Annotated in this window: 17 protein-coding genes; 8 read left to right on the top strand and 9 right to left on the bottom strand. The window is 58.9% G+C overall.

The genetic code is table 11. The annotated features are described in order from the left end of the window. Positions 1-6: 6 nt before the first annotated feature. The 4 genes from AC4PS6_RS07970 to AC4PS6_RS07955 all read left to right on the top strand — a co-directional run bounded on the left by AC4PS6_RS07970 (position 7) and on the right by AC4PS6_RS07955 (position 3331). Positions 7-600 (top strand): aminodeoxychorismate/anthranilate synthase component II, encoded by a 594-nt coding sequence (locus AC4PS6_RS07970; protein WP_014720169.1) that lies wholly within the window; start codon positions 7-9, stop codon positions 598-600. 9 nt (positions 601-609) lie between these two features. After that, entirely contained in the window at positions 610-1659 is a 1050-nt protein-coding gene (gene trpD / locus AC4PS6_RS07965; protein ID WP_003194694.1) for an anthranilate phosphoribosyltransferase, read from the top strand. Beyond that, positions 1656-2492, top strand: coding sequence for an indole-3-glycerol phosphate synthase TrpC (gene trpC / locus AC4PS6_RS07960; protein WP_032903902.1), 837 nt, complete (start codon positions 1656-1658; stop codon positions 2490-2492). Before trpD ends, trpC begins: the two co-directional genes overlap by 4 nt. A 143-nt stretch (positions 2493-2635) precedes the next feature. Further along, the gene (locus AC4PS6_RS07955; RefSeq protein ID WP_032903900.1) at positions 2636-3331 is read left to right on the top strand and encodes a lipoate--protein ligase family protein; all 696 of its coding nucleotides are present in this window, start codon (positions 2636-2638) and stop codon (positions 3329-3331) included. Here AC4PS6_RS07955 and crp read toward each other — a convergent pair. Next, a complete protein-coding gene (gene crp, locus AC4PS6_RS07950) occupies positions 3328-3972 on the bottom strand; it encodes a cAMP-activated global transcriptional regulator CRP (RefSeq protein ID WP_014720166.1) in 645 nt (214 codons plus the stop codon). The two genes, AC4PS6_RS07955 and crp, sit on opposite strands and share 4 nt — an antisense overlap. Before the next feature lie 245 nt (positions 3973-4217). On the opposite strand from crp, the gene AC4PS6_RS07945 reads away from it, so the two are divergent. Then, positions 4218-4640: an OsmC family protein gene (locus AC4PS6_RS07945; protein ID WP_003194686.1), complete on the top strand. Its 423-nt coding sequence runs from the start codon at positions 4218-4220 to the stop codon at positions 4638-4640. A gap of 46 nt (positions 4641-4686) precedes the next feature. On the opposite strand, the gene coq7 is transcribed toward AC4PS6_RS07945, so the two are convergent. From coq7 to hemJ, 6 genes are all read right to left on the bottom strand, one after another. Then, positions 4687-5334 carry a 2-polyprenyl-3-methyl-6-methoxy-1,4-benzoquinone monooxygenase gene (coq7, locus tag AC4PS6_RS07940; protein ID WP_014720165.1) on the bottom strand — a complete coding sequence of 216 codons (648 nt, stop codon included), beginning with the start codon at positions 5332-5334 and terminating at the stop codon, positions 4687-4689. Between the two features lie 85 nt (positions 5335-5419). Next, positions 5420-5758 (bottom strand): histidine triad nucleotide-binding protein, encoded by a 339-nt coding sequence (locus AC4PS6_RS07935; protein WP_003194682.1) that lies wholly within the window; start codon positions 5756-5758, stop codon positions 5420-5422. 45 nt (positions 5759-5803) lie between these two features. Further along, complete coding sequence (locus AC4PS6_RS07930) at positions 5804-6592, bottom strand: SDR family NAD(P)-dependent oxidoreductase (protein WP_003194680.1); 789 nt, start codon at positions 6590-6592, stop codon at positions 5804-5806. 61 nt (positions 6593-6653) lie between these two features. Further along, entirely contained in the window at positions 6654-7610 is a 957-nt protein-coding gene (locus AC4PS6_RS07925; protein WP_032903899.1) for a DUF805 domain-containing protein, read from the bottom strand. A 68-nt stretch (positions 7611-7678) separates the two neighbouring features. Beyond that, a complete protein-coding gene (locus tag AC4PS6_RS07920; protein ID WP_014720163.1) occupies positions 7679-8641 on the bottom strand; it encodes an NAD(P)H-dependent flavin oxidoreductase in 963 nt (320 codons plus the stop codon). Positions 8642-8665: 24 nt separating this feature from the next. After that, on the bottom strand, positions 8666-9094 hold the full coding sequence (gene hemJ / locus AC4PS6_RS07915) for a protoporphyrinogen oxidase HemJ (protein ID WP_003194674.1): 429 nt from the start codon (positions 9092-9094) through the stop codon (positions 8666-8668). A 134-nt stretch (positions 9095-9228) separates the two neighbouring features. Here hemJ and argC point away from each other — a divergent pair, with 134 nt between their 5' ends. Both argC and erpA read left to right on the top strand, forming a co-directional pair. Next, a complete protein-coding gene (gene argC, locus AC4PS6_RS07910) occupies positions 9229-10263 on the top strand; it encodes an N-acetyl-gamma-glutamyl-phosphate reductase (RefSeq protein WP_014720162.1) in 1035 nt (344 codons plus the stop codon). Positions 10264-10428: 165 nt separating this feature from the next. Next, positions 10429-10779, top strand: coding sequence for an iron-sulfur cluster insertion protein ErpA (erpA, locus tag AC4PS6_RS07905; protein ID WP_003176443.1), 351 nt, complete (start codon positions 10429-10431; stop codon positions 10777-10779). A 65-nt stretch (positions 10780-10844) separates the two neighbouring features. Here the strand turns inward: erpA and AC4PS6_RS07900 are convergent, their stop codons facing one another. After that, the gene (locus AC4PS6_RS07900) at positions 10845-11936 is read right to left on the bottom strand and encodes an anhydro-N-acetylmuramic acid kinase (protein ID WP_014720160.1); all 1092 of its coding nucleotides are present in this window, start codon (positions 11934-11936) and stop codon (positions 10845-10847) included. 3 nt (positions 11937-11939) lie between these two features. Beyond that, positions 11940-13352, bottom strand: a complete 1413-nt coding sequence (locus tag AC4PS6_RS07895; protein ID WP_014720159.1) for a peptidoglycan DD-metalloendopeptidase family protein — start codon at positions 13350-13352, stop codon at positions 11940-11942. 209 nt (positions 13353-13561) lie between these two features. On the opposite strand from AC4PS6_RS07895, the gene tyrS reads away from it, so the two are divergent. After that, on the top strand, positions 13562-14761 hold the full coding sequence (tyrS, locus tag AC4PS6_RS07890) for a tyrosine--tRNA ligase (protein ID WP_014720158.1): 1200 nt from the start codon (positions 13562-13564) through the stop codon (positions 14759-14761). Positions 14762-14829 lie beyond the last annotated feature (68 nt).

Here is a 14829-nt window from a genome sequence, read left to right as displayed (position 1 = left end):
ACCCACATGTTGCTGATGATTGATAACTACGACTCCTTTACCTACAACGTTGTGCAGTACCTGGGCGAACTGGGTGCCGAGGTCAAGGTGGTGCGCAACGATGAACTTACCGTTGCTGAAATCGCTGCGCTGAACCCCGAGCGCATCGTGGTTTCGCCTGGCCCGTGCACGCCGACCGAGGCGGGCATCTCTCTGGAAGCTATCCAGTATTTCGCCGGCAAGCTGCCGATCCTGGGCGTCTGCCTGGGCCATCAGTCCATCGGCCAGGCGTTTGGCGGTGATGTGGTGCGCGCGCGCGAGGTCATGCACGGCAAGACCAGCCCGGTGTTCCATCGGGATTTGGGTGTATTCCATGGCTTGAACCTGCCGGTGACCGTGACCCGTTACCACTCTCTGGTGGTCAAGCGTGAAACCTTGCCCGAATGCCTGGAACTGACCGCCTGGACCCAATTGGAAGACGGCTCGGTCGACGAGATCATGGGCCTGCGCCACAAGACACTGAACGTCGAAGGGGTGCAATTTCACCCTGAATCAATCCTGACCGAGCAGGGCTACGAGCTGTTCGCCAACTTTCTCAAGCAGAGCGGCGGCACGCGCTAAGGACTTTTCATGGATATCAAGACTGCCCTGAGCCGTATCGTCGGCCATCTGGACCTGAGCACCGCGGAAATGAGCGATGTGATGCGCGAGATCATGACCGGTCAATGCACCGATGCTCAGATCGGCGCTTTTATGATGGCGATGCGCATGAAGAGCGAAAGCATCGACGAAATCGTCGGTGCGGTGTCGGTGATGCGTGAGCTGGCGGATAAGGTCGAACTCAAGACCCTCGACGGCGTCGTCGATGTAGTGGGCACCGGCGGTGACGGTGCGAATATTTTCAACGTGTCGACCGCCTCATCCTTCGTGGTGGCCGCCGCTGGTTGCACCGTCGCCAAGCACGGGAACCGCGCGGTGTCTGGCAAGAGCGGCAGTGCCGACTTGCTGGAAGCGGCCGGTATTTACCTGAACCTCACGCCGGTGCAAGTAGCGCGCTGCATTGACAGCGTTGGTATCGGCTTCATGTTTGCCCAGTCCCATCACGGCGCGATGAAGCACGCTGCCGGCCCGCGCAAGGACCTTGGCCTGCGTACCCTGTTCAACATGCTCGGCCCGCTTACGAATCCGGCCGGTGTGAAGCATCAGGTGGTGGGCGTGTTCAGCCAGGCGCTGTGCCGGCCGCTGGCCGAAGTATTACAACGCTTGGGCAGCAAGCATGTGCTGGTGGTGCACTCCAAGGATGGCCTCGACGAATTCAGCCTGGCGGCGCCGACCTTCGTGGCGGAGCTGAAGAACGACGAGGTCACCGAATATTGGGTCGAGCCCGAAGACCTGGGTATGAAAAGCCAGAGCTTGCACGGCCTGGCGGTGGAAAGCCCGGCCGCTTCACTGGAGCTGATTCGTGACGCCTTGGGGCGTCGCAAGACCGAAAACGGTCAGAAAGCTGCGGAAATGATTGTGCTCAATGCTGGCGCAGCCCTTTACGCCGCCGACCATGCCTATAGTCTCAAGGAAGGTGTCGCCTTGGCCCACGATGCGCTGCACACCGGCCTGGCTCGTGAGAAGCTCGAAGAGCTGGGAGCATTCACCGCCGTATTCAAGATGGAGAATGAAGGATGAGTGTGCCAACTGTTCTGGAAAAGATCCTGGCCCGTAAGGCTGAAGAAGTGGCCGAGCGCCGCGCCCGCGTGGGCCTGGCCGAGTTGGAAGCCCAGGCGAAAAGCGCCGAGGCACCACGCGGCTTTGCCAATGCCTTGATCGCCCAGGCCAAGCTCAAGCAGCCGGCCGTGATCGCCGAGGTTAAGAAAGCCTCGCCGAGCAAGGGGGTGATTCGCGAGAACTTTGTACCCGCCGAGATCGCCGCCAGTTATGAGAAGGGTGGGGCGACTTGCCTGTCCGTACTGACGGATATCGACTACTTCCAAGGTTCAGACCTGTTTCTGCAACAGGCGCGCGCCGCGTGCAAGTTGCCGGTGATCCGCAAGGATTTCATGGTGGACCCGTACCAGATCGTTGAAGCCCGAGCCTTGGGTGCCGACTGCGTGTTGCTGATTGTCTCCGCATTGGATGACGTGAAGATGGCCGAGCTGGCGGCCGTGGCCAAAAGCGTCGGCCTGGACGTGCTGGTCGAAGTACACGACGGCGACGAGCTGGAGCGCGCATTGAAGACCCTCGATACTCCGCTGGTGGGCGTCAACAACCGTAACCTGCATACCTTCGACGTCAGCCTCGAAACCACCCTCGACCTGCTGCCGCGTATCCCGCGCGATCGTCTGGTGATTACCGAGAGTGGCATCGTCAACCGCGCCGATGTGGAACTGATGGAAATCAGTGGCGTGTACTCGTTCCTGGTGGGCGAGACGTTTATGCGCGCAGAGAACCCGGGGGCGGAGCTGCAGCGCTTGTTCTTCCCGGAGCGCGGTACGACGATCAGCGGTTCGACACTAGACTGATTTGAAATACGCTCGGAACTGTAGGAGCTGGCTTGCCTGCGATAGCGGCGGGTCAGCCAACCTCTGTGTAGCTGACACACCGCTATCGCAGGCAAGCCAGCTCCCACATTGGTTTTGTGTTTATTCAGGTAGGTAGGTGTTCGATGCTCCAGCCCGTGATCATGACTGTCGAAGCAGGCCTTGCCGCCGAGCAAGACCTATTGGCAGCCGTTTGCGCGGGTGAGCAGGCATTCGGATTGCTGTTCTGGCAGCCCAGTGACCAAGCACTGGTCATGCCGCGCCGTTTGAGCCGGCTGCCGGCATTCGCGATGGCGAGCCAGGTTTCGGCCGATGCGGGTTGGCCGGTATTGCTGCGTGAAACCGGTGGTGAGCCGGTGCCGCAGTCCGGCGCCACGGTCAATATCGCCCTGGTCTATGCCCCACCGCGCAGTGAAAGCGACCAGGGGCGCATCGAAACCGGCTATCAGCGCTTGTGCCAACCGATTTGTGATCTGTTGATCGAGTTGGGTGGCGATGCGTCCGTCGGCGAAATTGACGGTGCCTTTTGCGACGGCCGTTACAACGTCAACCTCAATGGCCGCAAAATGGTGGGCACTGCCCAGCGTTGGCGACAAAGCGGTGGCCGCCCGGTCGGGTTGGTGCACGGGGCGATGTTGCTGGAGAATGATCGTGAGCAATTGATTGCGGCGGTCAACCGCTTCAATCAAGCCTGCGGTTTGGAGCAGCGGGTTCGCGCCGATAGCCATATCGCACTGCACGAAGCGTTTACGGCGCCGGATGCGATCCGTCGGCTCGACACGTTGTACCGTCAGATGCTGGCTGGCTTCCTGCCGGTTTAACGGGTACCGAACACCACCATCGTCTTGCCTTTGACGTGCACCAAGTTGCGTTCTTCCAAGTCCTTAAGCACGCGGCCGACCATTTCTCGTGAACACCCGACAATACGTCCGATCTCCTGGCGCGTGACTTTGATCTGCATGCCGTCGGGATGGGTCATGGCATCGGGTTGCTTGCATAGGTCCAACAGGCAGCGAGCGACGCGGCCGGTGACATCAAAGAACGCCAGGTCGCCGACTTTGCGGGTGGTGTCGCGCAGGCGCTGGGCGATCTGACCGCTCAGGGCGTACAAGATGTCCGGATCATGCTGGGCCAATTCGCGAAATTTTGCATAGCTGATTTCGGCCACTTCGCACTCAACTTTGGCTCGTACCCAAGCACTGCGTTCCTGCTCTTTGCCTGCTTGTTCAAACAAACCCAGCTCCCCGAAGAAGTCTCCGGCGTTGAGATAGGCAATGATCATCTCACGGCCATCCTCATCCTCGATCAGGATGGTGACTGAGCCCTTGATGATGAAAAACAGGGTTTCTGAGCGCTCGCCGGCGCAGATGATGTTGTGCTTGGCCGGATGACGTCGGCGCTGGCAATGCAGCAACAGCTTGTCGAGGTTCTTGATCTTGGGTGTGGGAGTAAGAGCAACCATGGTTGTATCCCGAAAAGACTGCGCGGTGTAGTTGGCGTTGTTTTTATCCAGCGGCATCTCATTGATATACGCTGTACAAGTCATGGCAATGCGCCATTCATTTGGCGCCAGCTTACCAGACACCTTCTGTCGCGATTAGCCAATTTAGCGGCAAACGCTGTCATTTATCGAATTTATGCAGAGCGCTGTTGTTTCAAGGCCCTGTGCTAAGCTGGCGACCCTTTTTTAGCAGTGGAGTCTGGGCGATGAAGGCACGCATCCAATGGGCGGGCGAAGCCATGTTCCTCGGTGAGTCGGGCAGCGGCCATGTGGTGGTCATGGACGGTCCGCCGGAAGCCGGCGGTCGTAACCTGGGTGTACGCCCCATGGAAATGTTGCTGCTGGGTGTGGGCGGTTGCAGCAATTTTGACGTGGTCAGCATCTTGAAGAAGTCCCGCCAGGCCGTAGAAAGCTGCGAAGCCTTCCTGGAAGCTGAACGCGCCACTGAAGACCCCAAGGTTTTTACCAAGATCCATATGCATTTCGTGGTCAAGGGCCGGGCGCTGAAAGAAGCCCAGGTCAAGCGTGCCATCGAGCTGTCGGCAGAGAAGTACTGCTCAGCATCGATCATGCTGGGGGCTGCGGGCGTGGTCATTACCCACGACTACGAAATCATCGAGCTGGGTTGATTGCAGCAGGCAAAAGAAAGAGCGCTTCGGGCGCCCTTTTTTCGGTTCAGATTCGATAAGTGCTTTTGGTCATGACCTTGGCCAACAGGCTCATGCCGAACCGTACCGGGGCTGGAAAGCGGAAGCCGCCCGCGTCCAGCGCGCTTTCTGCATGGTGCTCTTCGTCAATGCGCATCTGCTCAAGAATGGCCCGTGACTTTTCGTCTTCGGCCGGCAGTTGCTCCAGGTGTTCATCCAGGTGCTTGCACACCTGATGTTCTGTCGCGGCCACAAACCCCAGGCTGACTTTGTCACTGATCAGCCCGGCAGCCGCGCCGATACCAAACGACAAGCCATAAAACAGTGGGTTGAGCACGCTGGGATGGCTGCCCAACTGGCGGATGCGTTGTTCGCACCAGGCCAGGTGGTCGATCTCTTCCTCGGCCGCATGCTCCATCGCCACGCGCACTTGCGGCAACTTGGCGGTCAGCGCCTGGCCCTGGTACAGCGCCTGGGCACAGACTTCACCGGTATGGTTGATGCGCATCAGGCCTGCGACGTGACGGGTGTCGGTCTCGCTCAACTGTACATCCGGCTGCACGATGGCGGGCGATGGGCGGTAGGGCTGGCCACTGAACGGCAGCAGGGTGCGCATGGCCATGTCGGCTTGCAGCAACAGACGGTCAATCGGCGAGTAGTGACGTTGGGTAGTCATGCTGACCTCCGGGAAGAATCTCGGCGGCCAGTTTACCGCAAGAGAGCGTCCAGCGTTTGTGCTGAGTCAATTTGCCCTTGTGCACTCAGCCCGGTGGCCAGTTCATCTGGCGCTGACCCAGCACGTGCATATGGATGTGGTAAACGGTTTGCCCGCCGTCTTCATTGCAATTCATCACCACACGAAAGCCTTTTTCGCAGCCTTGTTCCACGGCCAGGCGTTGGGCGGTGAACAGGATATGGCCGGCCAGCGCCTTATCGTCCTCGGTCAGGTCGTTGAGGGTACGAATGGGTTTTTTCGGGATAACCAGGAAGTGCACTGGTGCCTGGGGGGCGATATCGTGAAAAGCCAGGACTTGGTCATCTTCATAGATGATCTTCGCCGGTATTTCCCTGTTGATGATCTTGGTGAACAGAGTATCCACAGCTGTATCTCCATCGTGAAAAGTGAGGTAAGTGTACGTAGGCCGTCAGCGCGGGCAATAGGCCTTGTTGATGGCACCGGCAATTTTGCGGGTCAGCCAGCGGGGGCTCAGGCGTGGGCTGAACGTCAGCCAACGATTGCGGCGCCCGGGAATGATGATGGCCTTGTTCTTTTCCAGCGCCCGCACGGTGTAGAGCGCGACTTCTTCCGGGCTCATCAGTTGCTGGCTGCGGTCGAGTTTCGCCGTATCCATCTGCGCGGTGCCGAAGAATGCGGTGCGCGTAGGGCCAGGGCACAGCACTGAAACCTTGATGCCGCAGGTCTTCAATTCCTCGCGCAACCCTTCGGAGAAGTGCAGCACGTAGGCTTTGCTGGCGTAGTAGCTGCTCATCCACGGCCCAGGCTGGAAGGCCGCGACCGAAGCCACATTGAGGATTTGCCCGCCGCCATGCAGGGCCATGGCATTGCCCAGTGCGTGGCACATGCGGGTCAAGGCCAGGATGTTGACTTCGATGAGGTCCTGCTCGGTCATCCAGTCCTGGGCCAGGAACGGCCCGCTGGTGCCGATGCCGGCGCAGTTGACCAACAGGTCGATCTGTCGCTCACCCTCTTCGAGCTCCAGCAAAAAGCCGGACAAGCGCAGCGGCTCGCCCAAATCACAGGCGCGAAACAGTACCTCGACGCCGAAGCGTTGGGTCAATTCCAATGCAATGCTTTCCAACTGATCACGCTGGCGGGCCACCAGAATCAAGCTACGGCCACGCCGTGCCAAGGCTTCGGCCAATGCCAGGCCGATGCCACTGGAGGCGCCGGTGATCAGAGCGTAACGGGTCATGCCTTTCTCCATCGCAACGCCGCCGGCCCATGACAGTGCGTCACAGGCGGCGGGCGTTTCTTCACTGTTCTGGAGAGTCTACAGGTTCGGCTGCATCGTCAGCACTTTGCGCTGCGGCTTCGTCAACGATAGCGCTTTGATCGGCGTCTGCATCGGAGGTGATGGAGCTGCTTTCGTAGCTGCTGTCCATGTTGGCTTCAAGCTGGTCCAGGTAGCCGTTCATGCCCAGGGTGACGACGATGATGAGCATCAAGGGAATGAACGCCAGCCACAGCGAGGCCAGGATTTTCACCGCAGTGGAGTTGCGTGGTGGTGGCGCGCCGTATTGGTTGGCGCCCGTGTTGCCTGGCAATACCAGCAACAGCAGCGGGAAAACACTGTTAACCAGCGGAACTAGGTTGAGCAGGTACAGCCAGCCAGACCAGCCCAGGTCATGCAGGCGCTGCACGCCGATTTGCACGCTCACCACTACCAGTGCCACAAACAGCGCGAAACCCAGCAGTGAGCCAATAATGATGGCGATGGTTGGCGAGGCTGTCGCCACCGCGAAGCCCACCGTACTGATGATGCCCGCTGCCACCAACATCGCGACGGTCAGTGCCAGCGTCCAGGCCAGGTAGCGCAGGCGCCCGATGCGCCCGTGGATGGTGAAGACCTTGAGGGTTGCGAACTCCGGCAGGTCGTCGCCAACGGCAGCGCGTGGGGGAGCATAAGGTGAGGCGGCGGCGCGGTCAGCGGTTGACGAGCTTGTTTCGTGGGTTTCTGCCAGGCTGAATGCCACAGGTTGTTCGGCCTCGATGCGAGCGTCGACCCCGGCGTTGTGCAGTGCCGTGAGGTAAGTTTGCGCGTCGGGGTGGGACAGGTCGCGCTTGAGCGCGACGGGGCGGCCGGTGAAGAGCTTTTCGATCGCTTCAACATCGCTTTTGAATAACTCGGCGAGGTTCAGCTTGGCGGTGGTGCTTTCGACACCTGGGCGCAAGGCTCCGTCAAACACAATCTTGAAACGGCTGTCGCTCATGCGGGCATCCTTGTCACTTAATCAGGGAGAGTATGCAGGCCTGTCCAATCGGCAGGCCTGCCAGTGGGTCAGCGTGGCCAGCGCAGTTGCGCGGCGTGCTCGCGTGCTTTGCGGTATTCGGCATCCAGGCGGGCAACGAGGTCATCCACACTGGGTACATCATTGATCTCACCGACGCCTTGGCCAGCAGACCATACAGTTTTCCACGCTTTGGCCTCATCGCTCAATGGCTTGAGCTTGGAACCGAAGTTGACTTCACCTTTGCCTTGAAGCGCAGCGAGGTCAAACCCGGCATTTTCCAGGCTCTGGCGCATGAAGCTGGCAGGTACGCCGGAGACCGCTGGAGTGTGCACGATGTCGGCGGCGCGCGATGTGAGCAGCATCTCCTTATACGCATCCGGTGCCTGGCTTTCGGTGGTGCCGATAAAGCGCGTGCCGAAATATGCCAGGTCTGCCCCCAGCACCTGGGCGGCGAGGATTTCGTGCCCATGGTTAAGGCAGCCCGCCAGCAGTAGGGTTTTGTCGAAGAACTGGCGAATTTCGGCAATCAGTGAAAAGGGGCTCCAGGTGCCAGCGTGGCCACCCGCACCAGCGGCGACGGCAATGAGGCCATCAACACCCGCTTCAGCGGCTTTCTCGGCATGGCGCCGGGTAGTGACGTCATGAAATACCAGGCCGCCGTAGCTATGAACCGCGTCCACCAACTCCTTTACCGCACCGAGACTGGTGATGACGATGGGCACCTTGTGCTCGACGCAGATCGCCAGGTCTGCCTCCAGGCGCGGGTTGCTGTTGTGCACGATCAGGTTCACGGCATAGGGCGCAGGGTTGTCCAACTGAGCCAGGCCCGCTTCGATTTCTTCCAGCCAGGCCTTGAAGCCACTGCTTTCGCGTTGGTTGAGCGCCGGGAAACTCCCAACTACCCCGTTGCGACAGCAGGCCAGGACCAGTTGCGGATTAGAGATCAGAAACATCGGCGCGGCCACCACGGGCAGGCGCAGACGTTGTTCCAGCAGAGCGGGCAGCGACATTGGAGGTTCCCCGAGTAATTGACGTTAGAACGGTTTGACCACGACCAAAATTACGATAGCCAGCAATATCAGAACCGGGACTTCATTGAACCAGCGATAAAAGACATGGCTGCGGGTGTTTTCGCCACGGGCGAAGCGCTTTACCTGTGCGCCGCACATGTGATGGTAGCCAATCAGCAGGACGACCAGGGTCAACTTGGCGTGGATCCAGGCGCCCGACTGGAAAATGCCGGGGTTGAGGGCCAGCATCCAGATGCCGAAGACCAGTGTGGCAACCATCGCAGGGCCCATGATGCCCCGGTACAACTTGCGCTCCATGATGCTGAAGCGTTCCTTGCTGACGGTGTCTTCGCTTTGGGCGTGGTAGACGAACAGGCGCGGCAGGTAGAACAGCCCGGCAAACCAGCAAACGATGCTGACGATATGGAAGGCTTTGACCCATAGATAGAGCATTTTAGTTATTCCCAGGTTCACGGTAGCGAAGATAGTAGTGGCTCATGCGCCCGTACGTCACGTTGACGGTTGTCGCAGGACGATACGGCCCCTATTATCGACGGCTTTCCAGTGGGTTCGTTGAGGGCAGGTTTATGGTCAAGGTCGGTATCGTCGGCGGCACGGGTTACACCGGTGTCGAATTGCTGCGTCTGTTGGCTCAGCATCCGCAAGCTGAGGTGGTGGTCATCACTTCCCGATCCGAAGCCGGGCTGGCCGTGGCCGATATGTACCCGAACCTGCGAGGCCACTATGACGGTCTGGCGTTCAGTGTGCCGGACACCAAGACTCTGGGTGCCTGCGACGTGGTGTTCTTCGCCACGCCTCACGGTGTCGCCCATGCTCTGGCCGGTGAGTTGCTGGCGGCCGGTACCAAGGTTATCGACTTGTCGGCAGACTTCCGCCTGCAAGATGCCGACGAGTGGGCCAAGTGGTACGGCCAGCCCCATGGTGCGCCGCAGCTGTTGGAAGAGGCGGTTTACGGCCTGCCGGAAGTCAATCGCGAGCAGATCAAGCAAGCACGCCTGATTGCGGTGCCGGGTTGCTATCCGACGGCGACGCAATTGGGCTTCCTGCCATTGCTGGAAGCTGGCCTGGCGGATGCGTCGCGGCTGATCGCCGACTGTAAGTCGGGCGTCAGTGGTGCGGGCCGTGGCGCAGCGGTCGGTTCTCTATACTCCGAAACGTCGGAAAGCATGAAAGCCTATGCGGTAAAAGGTCATCGTCACTTGCCGGAAATTCGCCAGGGCCTGCGCCGCGCTGCCGGCCAGGATGTGGGTCTGACCTTCGTGCCGCACCTGACGCCGATGATCCGCGGGATTCACTCCACGCTGTATGCGACTGTCACTGATCGCTCGGTAGACCTGCAGGCGTTGTTTGAAAAACGTTATGCCAATGAGCCGTTCGTCGATGTGATGCCGGCCGGCAGCCATCCGGAAACGCGCAGCGTGCGTGGTGCCAATGTGTGCCGTATTGCGGTGCATCGTCCGCAGGATGGCGACCTGGTGGTGGTGTTGTCGGTGATCGACAATTTGGTCAAGGGCGCTTCGGGCCAGGCGGTGCAGAACATGAATATCCTGTTCGGCCTGGACGAGAAGTTGGGCCTGTCCCACGCGGGGATGTTGCCTTAGCGCGGGATCACCGTTGCGCAAAAGGCCCTTTGATCGGGCCTTTTGCATTTTTAATGGTCGCTGGGCGGATTGATATACCGTAACAATAGTTGACCGCTTTTCTAGGAGAAGCGGATAATACCCGCCATTACGCATATGGCGGCGCTACGCCGGGAGATTATCAGCATGAGCGTTGAGTCCTTCACCCCCACGGCTTTGCAATTCACCCACGGTGCTGCGCACAAGGTGAAGAGCCTGGTCGATGAAGAGGGTAATGATCGCTTGAAGCTGCGCGTATTCGTTACGGGCGGCGGTTGTTCAGGGTTTCAGTACGGTTTTACCTTCGATGAAGATGTGGCCGATGACGACACTATCGTTGAGCGCGAGGGTGTAAGCCTGGTCGTGGATCCGATGAGCTTCCAATACCTGGCAGGTGCCGAGGTGGATTATCAGGAAGGTCTGGAAGGCTCGCGTTTCGTGATCAAGAACCCTAATGCCACCACGACATGTGGTTGCGGGTCTTCGTTCTCGATCTGATCGGTAGCAGATACAAAAACGCCGCTTGGCTTTTACGGGCCAAGCGGCGTTTTGCTGTCTGGGATTCAGGCGGGGTAGATCGCGCCAAGCACTCGAAGCCCGCGTGCGCCAGTGACGCTGGGGCGATTGGCGGCAATGCCTTCAAGGCAGCAATGGGCCAGCCAGGCGAAGGCCATTGCCTCTACCCAGTCAGGGTCTACGCCATAGGCCGCTGTAGTGCTGACATGGGTGGAAGGCAGCAACGTTGTCAGCCTGCCCATCAGTGCCCCGTTATGGGCGCCGCCGCCGCAGATCAGCAAGGTTGTCGTGTCAGTCTGGGCGCTTTGCAGGGACTCGACGATGGTCAGAGCCGTCAGCTCCAGCAGGGTGGCCTGTACGTCTTGGGGTTCAAAGGTGGGCAAACGGCCAAGGTGCTGCTGCAGCCAGGCCAGGTTGAACACCTCTCGGCCCGTGCTTTTCGGGCCTTTGGTCATGAAGAACGGATCGCTGAGCAGCGTATTGAGCAGCTGGGGCTGGACCTTGCCGCTGGCCGCCCATTGCCCGTCCCGATCAAAGTGTTCGCCGCGCTGCAGGTGAATCCAGGCATCGAGCAGCACGTTCCCCGGGCCGCAGTCGAAACCGGCGACAGGCTTGCCCGTCTCGATCAGGCTGAGGTTGCTGAACCCGCCGACATTCAATACCGCGCGATTGCCCGTCTGCTCGCCGAACAAGGCTTCATGAAAGGCTGGAACCAAAGGAGCGCCTTGGCCGCCGGCAGCGACATCGCGGCTGCGGAAGTCGCTGACGACAGTGATGCCTGTCAGTTCGGTGAGTAGGGCAGGGTTGCCGATCTGAACGGTGAAGCCTCGGGCGGGTTCATGGCGAATCGTCTGGCCATGACTACCAATCGCCCGAATGTCCTGAGGCTTGAGGTTTTGTTGCTCCAGCAAGGCGATGATCCCTTGTGCAGCGAGCGTCACCCATTGCTGCTGGGCAATTGCCGAACGGGCGATTTCATCCGGGCCGCTGGCGCATAGGCTCAGCAGTTCTGTGCGCAAGGCGTCGGGCATTGGGATATAGCGAGTGGCGATCAGATTGATCGCCGCGCCTTGTTCGATAAGGGCGATATCCAGGCCGTCGAGGCTGGTCCCGGACATCACACCGATATAGAGCGGCATACCTTAACGCTTCGCCGAAGCCAGCAAGGTGGAGCGCTCTTGATCCATCCGTGCCATCAGCGGCTGGCTCTGCTGCATGAAGCGCGCGCGTTCGGCCTTGGCAATCGGGTCAGCCATTGGGAGCTTCTGGCCCAGTGGGTCGACGTGTACGCCGTTGACCTGGAACTCATAGTGCAAGTGCGGGCCGGTGGAGAGGCCGGTGGTACCGATGTAACCGATCACTTGGCCCTGTTTCACGTTGCCGCCAGTCTTGACGCCCTTGGCAAAACCTTGCATGTGGCCGTACAGCGTGCGGTACGTGTTGCCGTGCTGGATGATCACCGTATTGCCGTAACCACCACGACGCCCCGCCAACAAGACCTTGCCGTCGCCTGCCGCTTTGATTGGCGTGCCACGCGGCGCGGCATAGTCGACACCCTTGTGCGCGCGAATTTTGTTCAGAATTGGATGCTTGCGGCCCATGGAGAAACGCGAGCTAATACGGGCAAAGTCAACGGGGGTACGGATGAAGGCCTTGCGCATGCTGTTGCCATCAGCTGTGTAGTAGCTGCTGTTGCCCTGTTTGTTGGTGTAGCGCACGGCGGTGTAGGTTTTGCCACGGTTGGTGAAGCGTGCAGACAGAATGTTGCCAGTGCCGACCACTTTTCCGTTGGCTACTTTCTGCTCGTAGATCACGTCGAATTCGTCGCCTTGACGGATGTCCTGAGCGAAGTCGATGTCGTAGCCAAATACGCTGGCCATGTCCATGGTCATGCTATGCGAGAGGCCCGCACGCGCGGCCGATTGCGACAGGGAGCTGTTGATCACGCCGTGTACGTAGGCGGAACGCATGACGGGTTTGGTGGTGATTCGGTTGAATGCGAAGCCTTTGGCGCCTTTGCTCAGGCTGATACTTTCCAGGTCACTGATGCTGGTGTGCAGGTTGTTCAACTGGCCGTCTGGCGTCAGCTCAAATTCAAGCTTCTGGCCACGTTTGAGCTGAGTGAATTGCTTGGCTTGCTTATCGCTGGCGAGCACTTCATTTACAGCGGCGGCAGGCAACCCAACCTTTTCGAACAGGGTAGATAGTGTATCGCCTTTGCCCACGATGACTTCGCGATGCTGGGGATTCTTGGCTGCGGCTGCTGCAGGTGCTTCCTGGGCGGCTTGCTGGGTGTCTTCGGGAGTGCTTTCGATCTGTGCGAAAGGTGACTCAGTTGCAGTGTTTGTGGCTTGTTGAGCGTCGGAAGCGTCTTGATCTTGTGTCAGTTGTTCAACTGGGCTTTCCAGATCGAGGCTCAGGGATGTTCGTTTGGCTTCAACGTCACTGGAAGGGAATACCAACAGTGCCAGGCTGAGAAGGGCGGCGATACCACTTGCGGCGAGCAGGTGGGTCTTCGGGTAAAGCGGCGGCGCTTTAGACGGTTCAGTGGTCATAAGTAATTTTGACTTTGAAGATGAAATGGAAAAGATGAATGACATGATGAAGATGAAATAACTGTATAAAATATAACCAAATCATCTGTGGCGCAAGCTCGCGAACGCTGGGCTTGCTGAACGGTGTCCGTGCGCAGGGCAAAACTTGTAATTAGTCCCTGATCTTGTATGGTTGGTTCCCTTTTGAATCTGAGCCTTGCGGGTCTGTTATGAAGTCGGTTGAAGAGCAGCTAGCGCTGATAAAACGTGGTGCGGAAGAACTGTTGGTCGAGGCCGAGCTGATCGAAAAGCTCAAGCGTGGCCAACCCCTGCGTATCAAGGCTGGCTTTGATCCGACCGCGCCGGATCTGCACCTGGGTCATACCGTGCTTATTAATAAGCTGCGTCAGTTCCAGGAGTTGGGCCATCAGGTCATCTTCCTTATAGGTGACTTCACCGGGATGATCGGTGATCCAAGCGGCAAGAGCGCTACGCGCCCGCCGCTGACTCGCGAACAGGTGCTCGATAATGCCGAGACCTATAAGACCCAGGTATTCAAGATTCTTGACCCGGCCAAGACCGAGGTGGCGTTCAACTCCACCTGGATGGACAAAATGGGGCCGGCAGATTTCATTCGCCTGACGTCCCAGTACACTGTGGCGCGCATGCTCGAGCGCGATGACTTCGACAAGCGCTACTCGACCAATCAGCCAATCGCCATTCATGAGTTCCTTTACCCGCTGGTTCAAGGGTACGACTCGGTGGCGCTGCGTGCGGATGTCGAGCTGGGTGGCACCGATCAGAAGTTCAACCTGCTGATGGGGCGTGAATTGCAGCGCGCCTATGGTCAGGAGGCTCAGTGCATTCTGACCATGCCATTGCTGGAGGGCTTGGATGGCGTCAAGAAGATGTCCAAGTCCCTGGGTAACTATGTCGGTATCCAGGAAGCGCCGGGTGTGATGTACGGCAAGCTAGTATCTATTCCGGATGCGCTGATGTGGCGCTACTTCGAGCTGTTGAGCTTCCGCTCGATGGACGAGATCAATGGGCTGCGTGCGGATGTCGAGGCGGGCGCTAATCCTCGCGATGTGAAGATTAAGCTGGCTGAAGAAATCGTTGCGCGTTTCCATGGTGAGGAGGCTGCGGCCAGCGCTCACCGTGCGGCAGGTAATCGCATGAAAGATGGCGAGCTGCCTGACGATCTGCCCGAGATTGAGCTGACTGCTGCCGAGGCGATGCCGATTGCCGCTGTGCTTAATAAAGCTGGCCTAGTGAAGAATTCAGCGGTCGCGCGTGATCTTTTGGGGTCCGGCGGTGTGCGTATAGATGGTGAGGTGGTTGATCGCACCTTTATATACGAGCTGGGCGCCACTCACGTTTGCCAGGCGGGCAAGAAGGCATTTGCGCGAATTACGCTCAAATCCGAATAAGTCTGAAATAGGTGTTGACGGCGAATTATATCTGTCTATAATTCGCCCCACTTCCGGCGCAGTCGAAA

This window comes from Pseudomonas sp. DW-iso17 (genome assembly GCF_058725345.1).
This window is presented reverse-complemented; position numbering and strand designations above follow the sequence as displayed.

Coding starts and splice junctions, on each gene's coding strand:
- AC4PS6_RS07970 (WP_014720169.1), top strand. CDS start 7: ATGTTGCTGATGATTGATAACTACGACTCCTTTACCTACAACGTTGTG.
- trpD (WP_003194694.1), top strand. CDS start 610: ATGGATATCAAGACTGCCCTGAGCCGTATCGTCGGCCATCTGGACCTG.
- trpC (WP_032903902.1), top strand. CDS start 1,656: ATGAGTGTGCCAACTGTTCTGGAAAAGATCCTGGCCCGTAAGGCTGAA.
- AC4PS6_RS07955 (WP_032903900.1), top strand. CDS start 2,636: ATGCTCCAGCCCGTGATCATGACTGTCGAAGCAGGCCTTGCCGCCGAG.
- crp (WP_014720166.1), bottom strand. CDS start 3,972: ATGGTTGCTCTTACTCCCACACCCAAGATCAAGAACCTCGACAAGCTG.
- AC4PS6_RS07945 (WP_003194686.1), top strand. CDS start 4,218: ATGAAGGCACGCATCCAATGGGCGGGCGAAGCCATGTTCCTCGGTGAG.
- coq7 (WP_014720165.1), bottom strand. CDS start 5,334: ATGACTACCCAACGTCACTACTCGCCGATTGACCGTCTGTTGCTGCAA.
- AC4PS6_RS07930 (WP_003194680.1), bottom strand. CDS start 6,592: ATGACCCGTTACGCTCTGATCACCGGCGCCTCCAGTGGCATCGGCCTG.
- AC4PS6_RS07925 (WP_032903899.1), bottom strand. CDS start 7,610: ATGAGCGACAGCCGTTTCAAGATTGTGTTTGACGGAGCCTTGCGCCCA.
- AC4PS6_RS07920 (WP_014720163.1), bottom strand. CDS start 8,641: ATGTCGCTGCCCGCTCTGCTGGAACAACGTCTGCGCCTGCCCGTGGTG.
- hemJ (WP_003194674.1), bottom strand. CDS start 9,094: ATGCTCTATCTATGGGTCAAAGCCTTCCATATCGTCAGCATCGTTTGC.
- argC (WP_014720162.1), top strand. CDS start 9,229: ATGGTCAAGGTCGGTATCGTCGGCGGCACGGGTTACACCGGTGTCGAA.
- erpA (WP_003176443.1), top strand. CDS start 10,429: ATGAGCGTTGAGTCCTTCACCCCCACGGCTTTGCAATTCACCCACGGT.
- AC4PS6_RS07900 (WP_014720160.1), bottom strand. CDS start 11,936: ATGCCGCTCTATATCGGTGTGATGTCCGGGACCAGCCTCGACGGCCTG.
- AC4PS6_RS07895 (WP_014720159.1), bottom strand. CDS start 13,352: ATGACCACTGAACCGTCTAAAGCGCCGCCGCTTTACCCGAAGACCCAC.
- tyrS (WP_014720158.1), top strand. CDS start 13,562: ATGAAGTCGGTTGAAGAGCAGCTAGCGCTGATAAAACGTGGTGCGGAA.